General features: G+C 50.8%; 11 protein-coding genes. 8 read left to right on the top strand and 3 right to left on the bottom strand.

What is annotated here, in order from left to right; genetic code table 11:
- Nucleotides 1–23 precede the first annotated feature (23 nt).
- The 5 genes from mce to E0E47_RS00450 all read left to right on the top strand — a co-directional run bounded on the left by mce (nucleotide 24) and on the right by E0E47_RS00450 (nucleotide 5,546).
- Nucleotides 24–428 (top strand): methylmalonyl-CoA epimerase, encoded by a 405-nt coding sequence (mce, locus tag E0E47_RS00465; protein ID WP_008625944.1) that lies wholly within the window; start codon nucleotides 24–26, stop codon nucleotides 426–428.
- A 172-nt stretch (nucleotides 429–600) separates the two neighbouring features.
- Nucleotides 601–2,154, top strand: a complete 1,554-nt coding sequence (locus tag E0E47_RS00460; protein ID WP_040602653.1) for an acyl-CoA carboxylase subunit beta — start codon at nucleotides 601–603, stop codon at nucleotides 2,152–2,154.
- A gap of 22 nt (nucleotides 2,155–2,176) precedes the next feature.
- Nucleotides 2,177–2,347 (top strand): hypothetical protein, encoded by a 171-nt coding sequence (locus E0E47_RS17190; RefSeq protein WP_172604615.1) that lies wholly within the window; start codon nucleotides 2,177–2,179, stop codon nucleotides 2,345–2,347.
- Between the two features lie 15 nt (nucleotides 2,348–2,362).
- The gene (locus tag E0E47_RS00455) at nucleotides 2,363–2,767 is read left to right on the top strand and encodes a biotin/lipoyl-containing protein (protein WP_008625957.1); all 405 of its coding nucleotides are present in this window, start codon (nucleotides 2,363–2,365) and stop codon (nucleotides 2,765–2,767) included.
- A gap of 256 nt (nucleotides 2,768–3,023) precedes the next feature.
- Nucleotides 3,024–5,546, top strand: a complete 2,523-nt coding sequence (locus tag E0E47_RS00450; protein ID WP_130892552.1) for a cellulase N-terminal Ig-like domain-containing protein — start codon at nucleotides 3,024–3,026, stop codon at nucleotides 5,544–5,546.
- A 236-nt stretch (nucleotides 5,547–5,782) separates the two neighbouring features.
- On the opposite strand, the gene E0E47_RS00445 is transcribed toward E0E47_RS00450, so the two are convergent.
- Nucleotides 5,783–7,795 carry a glycoside hydrolase family 2 protein gene (locus E0E47_RS00445; protein ID WP_130892551.1) on the bottom strand — a complete coding sequence of 671 codons (2,013 nt, stop codon included), beginning with the start codon at nucleotides 7,793–7,795 and terminating at the stop codon, nucleotides 5,783–5,785.
- A gap of 192 nt (nucleotides 7,796–7,987) precedes the next feature.
- Between E0E47_RS00445 and E0E47_RS00435 the strand changes: the two genes are divergently transcribed.
- The 3 genes from E0E47_RS00435 to E0E47_RS00425 all read left to right on the top strand — a co-directional run bounded on the left by E0E47_RS00435 (nucleotide 7,988) and on the right by E0E47_RS00425 (nucleotide 12,614).
- A complete protein-coding gene (locus tag E0E47_RS00435; protein WP_232038274.1) occupies nucleotides 7,988–10,513 on the top strand; it encodes an ATP-binding response regulator in 2,526 nt (841 codons plus the stop codon).
- An 82-nt stretch (nucleotides 10,514–10,595) separates the two neighbouring features.
- Nucleotides 10,596–11,957 (top strand): sigma-54-dependent transcriptional regulator, encoded by a 1,362-nt coding sequence (locus tag E0E47_RS00430; RefSeq protein ID WP_130892549.1) that lies wholly within the window; start codon nucleotides 10,596–10,598, stop codon nucleotides 11,955–11,957.
- A 195-nt stretch (nucleotides 11,958–12,152) separates the two neighbouring features.
- A complete protein-coding gene (locus E0E47_RS00425) occupies nucleotides 12,153–12,614 on the top strand; it encodes a hypothetical protein (RefSeq protein ID WP_008625982.1) in 462 nt (153 codons plus the stop codon).
- Between the two features lie 52 nt (nucleotides 12,615–12,666).
- Here the strand turns inward: E0E47_RS00425 and E0E47_RS00420 are convergent, their stop codons facing one another.
- Nucleotides 12,667–13,470, bottom strand: a complete 804-nt coding sequence (locus tag E0E47_RS00420; RefSeq protein ID WP_130892548.1) for a TIGR03915 family putative DNA repair protein — start codon at nucleotides 13,468–13,470, stop codon at nucleotides 12,667–12,669.
- Nucleotides 13,467–14,741, bottom strand: a complete 1,275-nt coding sequence (locus tag E0E47_RS00415; RefSeq protein ID WP_130892547.1) for a putative DNA modification/repair radical SAM protein — start codon at nucleotides 14,739–14,741, stop codon at nucleotides 13,467–13,469. Before E0E47_RS00415 ends, E0E47_RS00420 begins: the two co-directional genes overlap by 4 nt.
- Nucleotides 14,742–14,806 lie beyond the last annotated feature (65 nt).

Genomic DNA, 14,806 nt, shown 5'->3' with positions numbered 1-14,806 from the left:
CAAACAACTAAAATTTATATGTCATGAAGATATCACATATCGAACATTTGGGTATCGCAGTGGAAAGCATCGAAGCCGCACTGCCTTATTATGAAAACGTATTGGGACTGAAGTGCTACGCTGTGGAAGAGGTAGCCGACCAAAAGGTAAAGACAGCCTTCCTGAAAGTGGGCGAAGTAAAAATCGAACTCCTCGAACCTACAAGCCCGGACAGCGCCATCGCCAAGTTCCTGGAAAAAGGCGGACGCGGCGTGCATCATGTGGCTTTCTGTGTGGAAGACGGTGTGGCCAACGCCTTGGCTGAATGTGAGGAAAAAGGCATCCGTCTGATTGACAAGGCACCGCGTCTCGGAGCGGAAAAACTGCAAATCGCATTTCTGCATCCGAAAACGACATGCGGCGTATTGACCGAACTTTGTGAACATTAACACAACTCCAAGTGAAATTCAATCCAATCATTGAACTTCATATAAAGGCTCGTCCTTGAACCTGATACCACCAGCGGAACCGCTTTCTATGAAAGTCTTCCGTTGGTGGCTTGTTTTTTTAGGGATAGGGAAATTCAAAGCCTTCTTTTTGAAACAGAAAATAAAACAGATTATGAGTGTCCAAACAGAAAAAATCAAGGAATTAGTAGAATTGCGCGCCAAAGCACGCATGGGAGGCGGCGAGAAAGCCATCGAAAAACAGCATGCCAAAGGCAAGTACACGGCTCGCGAACGCATCGACATGCTGCTCGACCCGGGCAGCTTCGAGGAAATGGATATGTTCAAACTGCACCGCTGTACGAACTTCGGCATGGAAAAGAAACAGTACTTGGGCGACGGTGTGGTGACCGGTAGCGGCACGATAGACGGCCGCCTGGTTTATGTTTTCGCACAGGACTTCACCGTCAACGGCGGTTCGCTGTCGGAAACGATGGCTGAAAAAATCTGTAAGGTCATGGACCAGGCCATGAAAATGGGCGCACCCTGCATCGGCCTGAACGATTCCGGCGGCGCACGTATCCAGGAAGGCATCAACGCTTTGGGCGGATTTGCCGAGATATTCCAACGTAACATCATGGCTTCGGGCGTGATACCTCAGATTTCGGGTATCTTCGGCCCCTGTGCCGGCGGTGCGGTCTATTCTCCCGCCCTGACGGACTTCACGCTGATGATGGAGGGCACTTCTTACATGTTCCTTACCGGTCCGAAAGTGGTGAAGACTGTGACGGGCGAAGACGTGTCGCAAGAAGACTTGGGCGGCGCAAGCGTGCACTCCACCAAGTCCGGAGTGACGCATTTCACAGCCCAGACGGAAGAAGAGGGCTTGGCCACCATCCGCACGCTGTTGAGCTACATCCCGCAGAACAACATGGAGGAAGCTCCGCGCATGGAATGCACAGACCCTATCGACCGTATGGAAGACGCGCTGAACGAAATCATTCCGGACAACCCGAACAAAGCATACGACATGTACGAAGTTATCGGGGCTATCGTGGACAATGGCGAGTTTTTCGAGGTTCAAAAAGACTATGCCCGCAACATCATCGTAGGCTTTGCCCGCTTCAACGGCCAGAGCGTGGGTATCGTGGCCAACCAACCGAACTGCTATGCAGGCGTGCTCGACTGCAATGCCAGCCGCAAGGGCGCACGTTTCGTACGTTTCTGCGATGCCTTCAACATACCTTTGGTCACGTTGGTAGACGTGCCGGGCTTCTTGCCGGGGACGGGACAAGAGTACAATGCCGTCATCCTGCATGGTGCCAAGCTGCTGTATGCTTACGGCGAAGCCACCGTACCCAAAGTGACGGTAACCTTGCGCAAGAGCTACGGCGGTTCGCACATCGTCATGAGCTGCAAACAGTTGCGCGGCGACTTGAACTACGCTTGGCCGTCGGCCGAGATTGCCGTGATGGGAGCAGAAGGTGCCGTAGCCGTGCTTTATGCCAAAGGCGCGAAGGAAGCTGAGGACCCGAAAGCTTTCCTGGCCGAAAAAGAAGCCGAATACAACAAGCTCTTCACCAACCCGTACCAGGCTGCCAAATACGGTTATATCGACGATGTCATCGAACCGCGCAATACACGCTTCCGTGTCATCCGCGCCTTGGCCCAGTTGAAAACCAAGAGCTTGACCAATCCGGCCAAGAAGCATGGCAATATTCCTCTGTAATCCCTTTCAAAACGAAATTGTCATGGAACAGAAACAGAATGAAGTGTACGCGGCCATCACACTGGCCCTGCACGAATACCAGGGCTACACGATGCATGTGCCGGAAAGCGGTATCCTGACTTTGGGAAATGCAGATACTGAGTGGAACTCCAAACTTCGTACGCAACGCCAGTTGCCTGAGCACAAATTTTAAAGCAAACAATAGCAAATGAAGACATACAAATATAACATCAACGGCAACGATTATGAAGTGGCCGTGGAAGGAATCGAGAACTATGTGGCCACCGTTACGGTGAACGGCGAAAGCTACACGGTGAAGATGCCGGAACCGGAAAAGCCGGCACATCATCCCGTAGTAGTGAAACCCGCCGGAGTGCCCGCCGTAATTGACAAACCCAAGAAGTACGGCGTGAAAGCCCCGCTTCCGGGTGTGATAGTAGACGTGAAGGTGAAACCGGGCGACGAAATCAAGCGCGGCGACACGGTGGTTATCCTGGATGCCATGAAGATGGAAAACAACATCACGTCCGACCGTGCCGGACGGGTCTCGGAAATCTGTGTCACGCCAGGCGAATCAGTCATGGAAGGCAAGGACCTGGTGGTGTTGGAATAACCCTATCCTGCACGCACTTATAGCGAACGGATATGAATATGTTCCACCCCGGAATGCAGTAAGCATTCCGGGGTGGAACTTTTTTGCATCCTCCTTTCCAAACGGAAATTCCCTTCAGAAAGAATAAAAAAAGCATAAATCTTCTCATAAGAACAAGGCATTGATTGTTCTAAATACTATCTTTATCCCAAATAGCGTGGCATGTTTCCGCTATTTTATAAAGAAACACAAATCCACCTTAATACCTAAAAACAAAATGAGAAAAGCATTATTGGCATTCCATGTGCTATGGATTACGGCTTGCAGCCACGTGAGTGGCCCGAATTTGAGGCTGAATGAACTTGAGTACTTCGAGACCCAAGGTGTCAATGTCCTCGTTTACAGCAACCAATTCACCGGAGGCTTCAACGACGAAAAGAACTCCGGCATCGAACTCATCCACCACGGCGTACGCACTGCACAAGGCGGTGCCATAAGGCTCTCCAACACTCCTGAACAATGGGATTTGGTGCCCACTACCACATCACGGAAAGTAAACGCAGAGGACAATTTGATTGAAGTAGGCCTGCGCTACGAAGATTACGACTTCGATTCGCGTGTCGTGGTCACGGGAAAAGGAAAAGCAGTTGAGATATCCGTCTACCTGGACAAACCCCTACCCCACGAACTGGAGGGCGATGCCGGCTTAAACCTTGAGTTCCTCCCGTCTCAATATTGGGGCAAGGCTTATCTCATGGACGGGCATCCCGACCGTTTCCCACGCTACGCAGTGAGCAACACTGTCTGCCGCCCCAATGCCGAGAAAGTAAAGCAGTTCAAGGGATACAAGACATACGACGACCGTGGGACTGGCCAATTCGTGGAACCCTTGCCCCTATCTTCCGGCCACACCATGATACTCGCACCCGATACCCCCGAACGCATGGTGAAAATCACATCAGACTCTTGCCTGTACCTCTACGACGGGCGCATGTTGGCACAGAACGGTTGGTTCGTGGTCCGTAGCATCCTGCCAGCCGGCAAGACGGGAAAGGTGCTGACATGGACAGTGGAACCGAACGCCGTCGAAGGATGGATAAGAAAGCCCAACATCGGTTTCTCCCAAGTGGGCTACTTGCCTTCACAGCCCAAGGAGGCCGTCATCGAATTGGACAAGAACGACAAAGTCATCCCCCAGGCATCCATCTGGCAAGTGAAAGCAGACGGGACGGAAGCCGAAGTATTCAAAGGGAAAACTGCCGTATGGGGGCCTTATTACAAATACAATTACATCAAGTTCGACTTCTCCGAAGTGCAGGAACCGGGAATCTATTACATCCAATACGGCAACGAAAAGACCAACAACTTCACCATAAGCCCAAACGTGTACGACCACATCACGGACGCTACCACCGATGTATGGATTCCCATACACATGAACCACATGACCGTCAACGAAGGTTACCGGGTCTGGCACGGCGAGCCTTTCAAAGAAGGATACCTGCAGGCACCGCCCCACACCGACCATTTCGACATGCACTGGCAGGGAGCTACCACCGACACTCGCTATAAGGCATTAGAACTGATTCCGGGACTGAACGTAGGGGGGTACTTCGATGCCGGTGACTTTGACATCGAAACGGGTGCCAACATCAACGTCGTCCAGAACCTGGTCAGGACATGGGAACTTTTCAAGCCGTTGCGTGACGAAACGTTCGTCAGCGAACAGCAACGCTACGTGGACCTCCATCGTCCGGACAGCATACCAGACATCATCCAGTACATCGAGCACGGGGTGTTGAACCTCTTGGCACAGGCCGAGAACATCGGACACATGTCGCAGACACTCTCCAACTCCGTGTTGGACAACTACCACCATTTAGGAGATGCCGCAAGCATCACCGACGGATTGCACTACGACCCCCGCCTGGCTCCCTACGAAAAATCGGCTGACGGGAAATCGAGTGGCACACCGGACGACATGTGGGCCTTCACAAGCCGCAACCCACGCATGGACTTCAGGGCGGCCACCATGTTTGCTGCCGCAAGCCGCGCCCTAAAAGGATACAATGACGACTTGTCGGAAAGAACCTTGAAGCAATCCAAAAGACTATTGAAAGAAGCCACGGAACTCATGTCGGAAGGATCACAAAAGGACAAAAGGCAGAATGTCGGCGGCGACATGGCCACAAACCTGCAATTATACGCCTCTACCGGCGAAAAACAATACTTGGATAACTTCACGCAAGGAATCTGGATGGCACTGGAACACAACTCCAACCGCAACATCATGACGGCCTTGGAAGCCATCCCCTACATGGACGCGTCTTACAAAGAAAAGCTCCGACCTTATGTTAAGAAATACAAAGAATACCTCGACAGCCAAGACGAGGAGAATCCTTACGGAGTGCCCATCGGCCGGGGGAACTGGGCCGGAAACAGGGGAATTGTCGATTTCGGTATCTCGGCCTGCTTCGCCAACAAATACTTCCCCGACATCATCGACAACAGCTATGCTTTCAAAGTGGCCAACTGGCTTTACGGTTGCCACCCTTACCACAATTATTCTTTCGTGGCCACCGTCGGAGCCACTCGCCCCAAAGCCGTCTTCTATGGCAACAACCGGGCAGATTTCTCCTTCATCCCAGGCAACATGGCTCCCGGCGTACTGTTCCGGCAACCCGACCATTTCGAGAATTACGACGATTGGCCATTCCTCTGGGGGCAGAACGAAGGCACCATCGCCGACAACACAAGCTACGTGATTTTCGGCCATGCTTTCAAGGACCTGCTGCACTGACTCACAACCTTACGGTTCTAATGGAATAAAATGTAAAAAACAAGGAAGATATAATATTTTCCACATTAATACTGGTTTTCAATTACTTATATCAGAAGAATCGTTCTGCGCCAAATAAAAAATCATTTGGCGCAGAACGATTTTCCGTTGTGCTGAGAACGATTTTCAAATCTCAGCACAACGGTTTCAGGCTTTCTGCCGTAAATAACATTTACCTGACGGAAGCCTCATCGCACTCAAAAAAGCACCCATTTGCAACGGTCTGAGAACTCCTGTCCATCCCGATTCCCGAAAGCCTCCACTTGGTTCTCCCCGTGCTTCAAACCTACCTTCCTCCAGATGCAAACGCTTCCGTCGCGCTCCGGACTGCCGCAATCCTTCCCGTTCACTTTCAGGCGGACGGTTTCGCAATTCGTATATACTTTGACATCCGTCAAAGAATCCCGACGGGCCACGTCCCTCCGGCTGGTGATATGTACCACCGGCTCTTCCGACCATTCCGACTGATAAAAGTAGAAAGCGTCCTTCCGTATCTTACGGTCGTAAGAGACCAAACCTTTGTCATTCATCCCCGGCATATCACCCTCGTTGCGCGACGCACTGGCAAAATCGAACATGTTCCAGACGAAAGAACCCCACGCGAAACCGCAGCGCTTGATGGCATCGTAAGTCTGTTCGTGCACCGTGGCCTGCCATTCTTCGGGATGGAACACGCCGTCGGCTTTCGGGGTCTTCTTCCCCGTCTGCCAATGGTGCCACACGTTGGCTCCCGCCCCGTACTCGCTCACGGCGATGCCTTTTCTGCCACCTTTACGGTTCCAACGCTCCAAAGTGGGTTTCATTTCCGACGGTTCCGCCCAATACCAACCGGGATAAGTGTTGAACGCCAAAAGGTCGGGCACGGTGTTTTCCGGCCGACCCTCCACATTGGAGGCCAATACGGTCAGCCTTCCCGGGTCTTCGCGGTGCGCCACGTCATTGAGTTCCGAAATTAATCCTTTCACATCGCCCTTGGACAGTTCGTTCGACAAGCTCCAACAGAAGATGGAAGGGTGGTTGAAATTCTGCCGGATGAGTTCCGTCAACTCCGTTTTCATGTTCTCCGTGAATTCCGGGGTGTCCAAGGCTTTGCCGACCAAAGGAATCTCGGCCCAAACCCACATGCCCTCGCGGTCACACAAAGTGTAAAACTCGTCCGAATGCGGATAATGTGCTAGCCGGATGCCATTGGCACCAATCTCTTTAATGAGTGACATGTCCTCCCGGTGGTCGGCCGAAGAGATGGCCCACCCCTTGTCCGGACGGTCCTGATGGCGGTTCACTCCTTTTATCTTATAAGGCTTCCCGTTCAGGATGAAACCTTTTTCAGCGTCCACACGGAAAGATCTCAGGCCGACATACTGCGACAAAGTGTCCAACACTTCCTTGCCACGACTCAGCTCCACAAAGACACGGTACAGGTAAGGTGATTTACGCCCGTCCCACAACATGGGATTGTCCACTTTCAGCCGATTCGTAAAATCGAGCCGTGCCTGTCCTTCCACGGCTTGGGAGGTTGTGGATGTCGCCACCAGTTTACCGGCGGCATCAAACACGTCCGCCTTCACGGACAATTCTTTCACCCGTTTCAGTCCGTTGTCCACTTTAGTGACTACCGACAAGTCCGCACGTCGCTCGCTGACCTGTTGACTGACATATACCCCGGAAGAAGCATAATCCAAAGGCGTAATGCAAGCCTTGGGCAACAGCAGGAGCGAGACAGGCCGGTAGATGCCGCCAAAGACGGTGAAGTCCCCCTCCAACGGAGCGATGTTCAACTCCTTACGGTTGGACACGGCGACCTCCAACAGGTTCTCGCCGGCATGCACGTAGGGTGTGATTTCAAAACAAAAGGCATTGAAACCTCCCACATGTTCTCCTACCTCCTGTCCGTTGAGTTTCACTTCCGCCTTTTGGCTCGCCGCCTCGAAACGCAAAAAGATACGTTTTTTCATCATCGCGGACGAAACGGACAAGGTGTAACGGTACGTGCCGTCGCCCCTGTAATAATCGGGTGACGTGCCGTCTTTCGCATTCCATGTGTGGGGCACGTCCACTTGCTCCCATACGTCTTCCGCCTCATCCCTATCCAGACGGAAATCCCATTTCTCACTCAAAAAACTTTGCTGTCTGAGCTGCCCGGCCACAGGAACGGACAGGCATGCGCAAAACATCGCCAAGGCCACGGACCTTACTTTTAATACATTCATCGGTTCTAAAAGGTTAAGTTGCATATACAAAATGATGTCAAAGATAAGGGCCATCATCCTGCCGGGCACCATACATTCCCGTAATAAAATACGATTTTTGCGGCAAAAAGACTTTTGAAGCCGTCTTCTTCCCTCTTTTCGGAAGTTTTTCTTAGTTTTGCAAAAGGAATGAACAGCCACAGCCTTACTCTTATGAAACAAAATACATCCTTCAAAATCGCCTGCGGATACTTTTTATTGATTTGTCTCCTGTTGGGTTCCATCTATTATATTTACCACCAAACCTCCTCACTGGCCCGAATGTCCGGCAATGAACAGACGTTGGCAGAACGCCGGAAAGTGACCCACCAACTCGTCAGCCAACTTTATGAAACGGAAAACATCGGCCAGGCCGTCCATTTCGGCCGTTGGGAGGCATACCGCAAATACGTGCAATCCATGTCAAACGTACAACAGACCATATCTGCATTGGACACTTTATTCACCGATTCCCTGCAAAAGGCCCGGCTAGACACACTGTCTTCCTTGCTGACCGGCAAACAGGAAAACATGAAACGGTTGGTATTGACTTTGGAGAACAACTCCGCCCCGCAGATTTACCAACACCAAATCAGCCTACTTGTCAAAAGCCAGGACACCGTCATCCAAAAGCCGCATATTACCCGGCAAATCATACAGAAAGACAAATCCTACACGGTGAAAGAACCGAAAAAGAATTTCTTCCAACGGTTGGCTTCCGCTTTCCATAAACCAGAAGCGGACACTACCGCCGTGAAACAAACCGTGCAAATCTTGGAAACGGACACCATCCATCAAGAATTCAACGCAAGAGACACCCTTGCACATATCCTGGACAGCATAGAAAGCAGCATGAAACAATATAACAGCCGACGGCGGCAACGCATCAACGCGCAAGCGGAACGGCTTTGGTACACGAGCCTCGAACTTAACAACCGCGTCACGCAACTCCTGGAAAGCATCGAGAAGGAAGAACAGCAACGGTTGGAAGAAGAAAGCCGGAAAGCCTATATGGTGCGGAAACAGGCAGCCCTCACGACCGGACTCATCGCCACGGCTGCCATCCTTTTAGCCATTGTCTTTTTCGTCATCGTATGGCGTGACATCACCAAAAGCAACCATTACCGCCACGAGTTGGAAAAATCCAAGAAAAGAGCCGAAGACCTCTTGGTTTCCCGCGAGAAATTGATGCTGACCGTGACACATGACATCAAGGCACCGGTAGGTTCCATCATGGGGTACACGGAACTCCTGGTCCCCTACGTCCGGGAAAACCGCCCCAAAAACTATTTGGACAATATCCGCAGCTCGTCCGAACATCTGCTCAGCCTCGTCGGTTCTTTGTTGGACTATCACAAACTGGAAGCCCATAAAATGGATTTGCACCCAGTCAGCTTCAGTCCGGACGAACTCTTACGCACCATAGCCCAAAGCTTCTTGCCCATGGCGGAGAAAAAAGGATTGGCACTGCAATTCGAGACCTCTCCCGAAACCCGACGGACCTATACCGGCGATGCTTTCCGCATCCGGCAGATTACGGACAACCTGTTAAGCAATGCCCTGAAATTCACACGGCAGGGGCATATCCTCCTTCGCGCCAAAATGCACGGCCGCCTGCTTTGCATCACCGTACGCGATACAGGATGCGGAATGACTGCGGAAGAACAACAAATGATTTTCAAGGAATTTACCCGCCTGAGCAGTGCACAAGGGGAAGAAGGGGTTGGTTTGGGACTATCCATCACGCTGAAACTTGTACAACTCCTTCAAGGAGAAATCCATTTGGAAAGTACTCTCGGAAAAGGCAGTTCCTTCTTTGTCACACTCCCCTTGCAACTCACCCACAAAAAACAGGTTCCTGTCGCAGAAGCCCCTGCCACCCTTGAATCCGTAGAGCGTCCTCTCCATATATTGCTGATTGACGACGACCGTATCCAAATGCAGCTGACCCAAGCGATGTTGCAGCAAATCCAACCGGAAAAAGCGGATTGGGAGATTGTTTCCTGCCGAACGCCGGAAGAAGTATTCCACCGGGTTGGACAATGCCGTTTCGATTTGTTGTTCACAGACATACAAATGCCGTCCATGAACGGCTTCGAATTATTGAAGAAAGTACGAGCACTGAATCCTCCCGCCCACGCACAACTCCCTGTGGTGGCCATCACGGCACGTAACGACATGCAAGAAGCGTTTTTCAGGGAACACGGGTTCGCCACCTGCCTTTACAAGCCATTTAACCAAAAAGACCTGGCTCAAGCCATCCGGAAGGCACTCGGAGAAGCCTGTCCAGAAGTAAAAGAAGCACCAGGGAAACCCGAAGTTGCGCCATCCCAAACGTCGCCCGCCATCGACCTTGAACCGTTGACTGAATTCGCCGGAGACGACCGGAACGCCGCACAGAAAATCCTGAATACCTTCCTACAAGAAACCCTCCTGCATGCCAAAGCGTTCAAAAAGGCTTACGAACAAAAGGATAAGGCCGAAATATGCAGGATAGCCCATAAATTGCTTCCTACCTTCACCCTTGTGGGCGCTCCCTGCATCAAAGCATTACGGACTTTGGAACAACAACGGGATGAACAGGTATGGGACGACACGGACAACGTCCCGGCACAAGAAGTCATCGAGTCTTTCCACCTCATCGTCCGTGCCCTGAAAGAAAAGAATGGCAGTGGACCTGCACATCAGCATGAATATTAAAACATTTAAAAAGCCGCCCCGCATATACTTTCGTACTGCAAAAGGCATTATCTTTGCGTCAACTTAATCCGATAAAGACCACATGGCAGCCATTCTCATAGTAGAAGACGACTTGACGTTTGCCACCATGCTTAAAACGTGGTTGGGCAAACAAGGATTCCAAACCAGTACAGCCGGAGACTTATCCAAAGCGCACAAGTTATTGGAACATCAGTCGTATGACCTCATCCTGTCGGACCTGAGGTTACCGGAAGGCGACGGCCTTTCCCTGCTTGACTGGATGCAAAAACACGGCCTTGCCGTTCCTTTTATCATCATGACTAGCTATGCCGATGTCCAGAATGCCGTAAACGCCATGAAACAAGGGGCATGCGACTACATTGCCAAACCAGTGCAACCGGCCATGCTTCTGGACAAGATAAAGGATGCCTTGTCCGCGTCTTCTGCAACCCGCTCCAAAAAAGATACGGCTCCCGAAGAGGTTCAAGCAGGTACCGAATCCCGCCCGGCATTCCTGGAAGGGAAAAGCGAGGCGGCACGCCAACTTTACAATTACGTGGCTTTGGTAGCTCCGACACCGCTTTCGGTACTCATCAACGGTGCCAGCGGTACCGGAAAAGAATATGTGGCCCACCGCATACACCAATTAAGCAAGAGGGCTGATAAACCCTTTGTAGCCATCGACTGCGGAGCCATGCTCAAAGAACTGGCGGCTTCCGAATTTTTCGGCCACGTGAAAGGTTCATTTACGGGTGCCGTAACCGACAAAACCGGAGCTTTCGTAGAAGCCAACGGCGGCACGCTGTTTCTCGACGAAGTGGGCAACCTGAGCTACGACGTGCAAGTACAGCTCTTGCGGGCCATCCAGGAACGCAAAATACGTCCGGTGGGTTCCAATCAGGAAATAGAAGTGGATGTCCGGCTTGTCTGTGCCACCAACGAGAACTTGCAACAGGCCATCTCCCGTGGAGAATTCCGTGAAGACCTCTACCACCGCCTGAACGAATTCACCCTGCACATGCCTTCCCTGAAAGACCGGGGTGAAGACATCCTTTTATTTGCCAACTTCTTTCTGGACCAAGCCAACAAGGAACTGGAAAGGCATATCGTAGGTTTCGACGCCCCGGCTTCGGAAGCGTTGCTCAATTACGCATGGCCCGGTAATTTACGCGAATTGAAAAACCGGGTGAAACGCGCCACTTTGCTAGCACAAGACCGCCTGATCCATAAGACCGATTTGGGAGAGTTCAATGTCATAAACTGTGGCGAAGAAGAACTCCCTGCAGCAACTCCTTTCGCCTTACACGATAAAAATACCGAGAAAGAACGTATCCTGCAGGCCCTGCAAACGGCACACCACAACAAAGCGCGTGCCGCACGCCTTTTAGGCATAGACCGCAAAACCCTCTACAACAAAATCAAGCTCTACGACATTCCACAATAATAGTGTGGAATTCTTCCCCACTCATCCCCACATTCCACACGTATGCTTTTGAGCCTCATGCTATCTTAAGCGGAAAGAAGTCGTTTATAATCAACACTTTACAATCATCTTTCTTTTTCTGGCACACCTCTTGTCCATTAGTTTGGCAGATGACAAGATAAAACAGTCAAACAATTAAATAAAACAGAAAGCATTATGAAAAAGTTATTTGCAACAGCCTTGATGGCTATGAGTATGGGAAGTGTTTTTGCACAGGGTAACATCGTAGCAAACGATACTGTAAAAACGGATACTACAAAAAACTGTCCTGCAAAAGGTTGCCAGAAATCATTGGCTGCCCTCATTTCCAACGATACTGTAACCACAGACAGCACCAAAGCCAAATTAACCGCCATGTTGGCGTACGTAGCTATGAATGATACGGTAACCACCGACTCCACAAAATCCGCTCCGGCTGCATTAGTAGCACAGAACGACACAGTTACGACGGACAGCACAAAAGCTCAACCGGCCAAACCGGCAGCTTTAGTAGCCATGATTGAGGAGAAGGATACGACTCAAACCAAAGATGCAAAAACAACTCCTTCCACTTGCGACAAAAAAGCAGGAGAGAAAGCGATCCAAGCATTAAACGCCATGAGAAAAATCACCGCCTAACCACACTGATTTTTCTCATTTTAAAAGAGGAGAACGTGCCCGCGTTCTCCTCTTATTTTTCCTCTTCCCCAGTTTGCTTTTCGGTCAGATACTTCCAGTAACGCACCGGCATGTCTTTCCGGTGCTTACGGGGATTCAAACGTTCCTTAATACAAATGGCCTTGAAATATGTCCGCCACATCTCCTGATACCACATTTCATCCTCGTCCCGCATCGCTTCGCTCAAGCGTCCGTCCGGCAACCGGAAAACCTCTGCTCCATCTTCAAAAGTAACACGTACGGACTTATGCCCGGCATGATAGTAGCCATACCGGCGGCGACGGTCGTAAATCAGCCAACATTCTTCCGAAAAACGGTCACTAAAATGCGGAACGATTAAAGGCAACACGTCATAGTCCGGCTCAATCATGGCAAAATAAGTCCCGTCGGCAGTTTTCTGGAAGCGCACGAATTGCATCATGCGAAGACGTTCACAACGTACCTTACGATAGGTATTCGTCACAAAAAGCACATCCGGATCTGCAAAATTCGTTTCAATGCTTTGCCCGGCCTTCACGGCTTTGCATACATACCGAAACAAAGGTAAGTCCAAATCCGGCAGTTCGGAAAAAAGACTGGTCGTCAGGCAAGCCAATGCAGCGGATGAAAGTTTCCGTTGCAATGCCCGAAACACTCTTCCGGCTTTTTCCTCGTCCGTTATCACCCGATGTACGACCGCAAAAAGAGGAGGCGTATCCTTTTCTCCGATAATCGCCACAGGAAACTGGTGACGGTAGAATGCATCGAACACCGCTGTCAGCAAACCGTCCCACGTACGGTCGTACACGAATACACTATCCTCTGTCATACTCCTCATGCAGGTTCCTCCTTAAACAGCAACGTCAACTGCCCGTCGTTCTGTTTCTTCCGGCTTTTCGACTGCGCCAATAAAGAACGGACTCGTTCGGGATAAAGCTCATTCACTCCCTTGGCTTCCAACTCCCCACAGGTTATGAAATACTGGGCACGCTTCATCACGCATCCCATTTTCTTCAAATCAAAACTCGTCAAACGTCCGAAACGTCGCGAACAGACAATCAGACGGGCCGACTTTACCCCAATACCGGGCACCCGTAGAATCCGTTCATACTCCGCACGGTTCACATCCACGGGAAATTGTTCGGGATGCCGAAGAGCCCAAGCCAACTTCGGATCCACCTCCAAATCCAAATCAGGATGCGTTTCATCCACAATCTCTTCCACTTTGAACTGATAGAACCTCATCAACCAGTCTGCCTGATACAAACGGTTTTCCCTGACCAACGGTGGCTGTTTCAAGGCCGGAAGGCGAGGGTCGTACGTATTCACTGCCACATAACCGGAATAATACACGCGACGCATGGTAGGCCGACCGTATAATGCGGACGAAAGGTGCAAAATATCCCGGTCGGACTCCCCTGTTGCCCCCACAATCATTTGCGTGCTTTGTCCTGCCGGGACGAAACGCGGGGCATGCCGGTGCTTCTTACGTTCCTCCGCACTTTCCAGTGCACCCTGCTGTATATATCCCATAGGGCGGTAGACGCTCTCATGGTCCTTTTCCGGTGCCAACAATTTAAGCAAAGCTTCATGGGGAATCTCTATGTTCACACTCATACGGTCTGCATACAAACCCGCCTCGTCCACCAACTCACGACTGGCCCCCGGAATACTTTTCAAATGGATATACCCATTAAAACGGTGCACCGTACGCAGGTCTTTCACCACACGTACCAAACGTTCCATCGTATAATCGGGGTTCCTCACCACACCGGAACTCAGGAACAATCCCTCGATATAATTCCTTTTGTAGAACTCCATCGTCAGGTCTACCAATTCCGATACGGAGAGTGTGGCACGGGGAATATCATTCGTACGGCGGTTGATACAATAAGCACAATCGTAAATACAATAGTTCGTCAGCATGACTTTCAGCAAGGAGATGCAACGCCCGTCCTCGGCAAAACTATGACAAATGCCTATGCCTCCCACGGTATTCCCCACTCCGCCTTTCACGTTACGCCTCACCGTGCCGCTCGAAGAGCAGGACACATCATATTTGGCCGACTCAGCCAATATCTTCAACTTCTTGAGCGTATCGTCTTTCATACCGCAAACCACTTTTGTTTTTGCAAAGATAACCCTTTTCAGCAGATTAGGAAAAAGCCGCTCCG

Origin of the sequence: Paraprevotella xylaniphila YIT 11841, from assembly GCF_900683745.1 — a bacterium.
GTDB classification, from domain to species: domain Bacteria; phylum Bacteroidota; class Bacteroidia; order Bacteroidales; family Bacteroidaceae; genus Paraprevotella; species Paraprevotella xylaniphila.
This window is presented reverse-complemented; position numbering and strand designations above follow the sequence as displayed.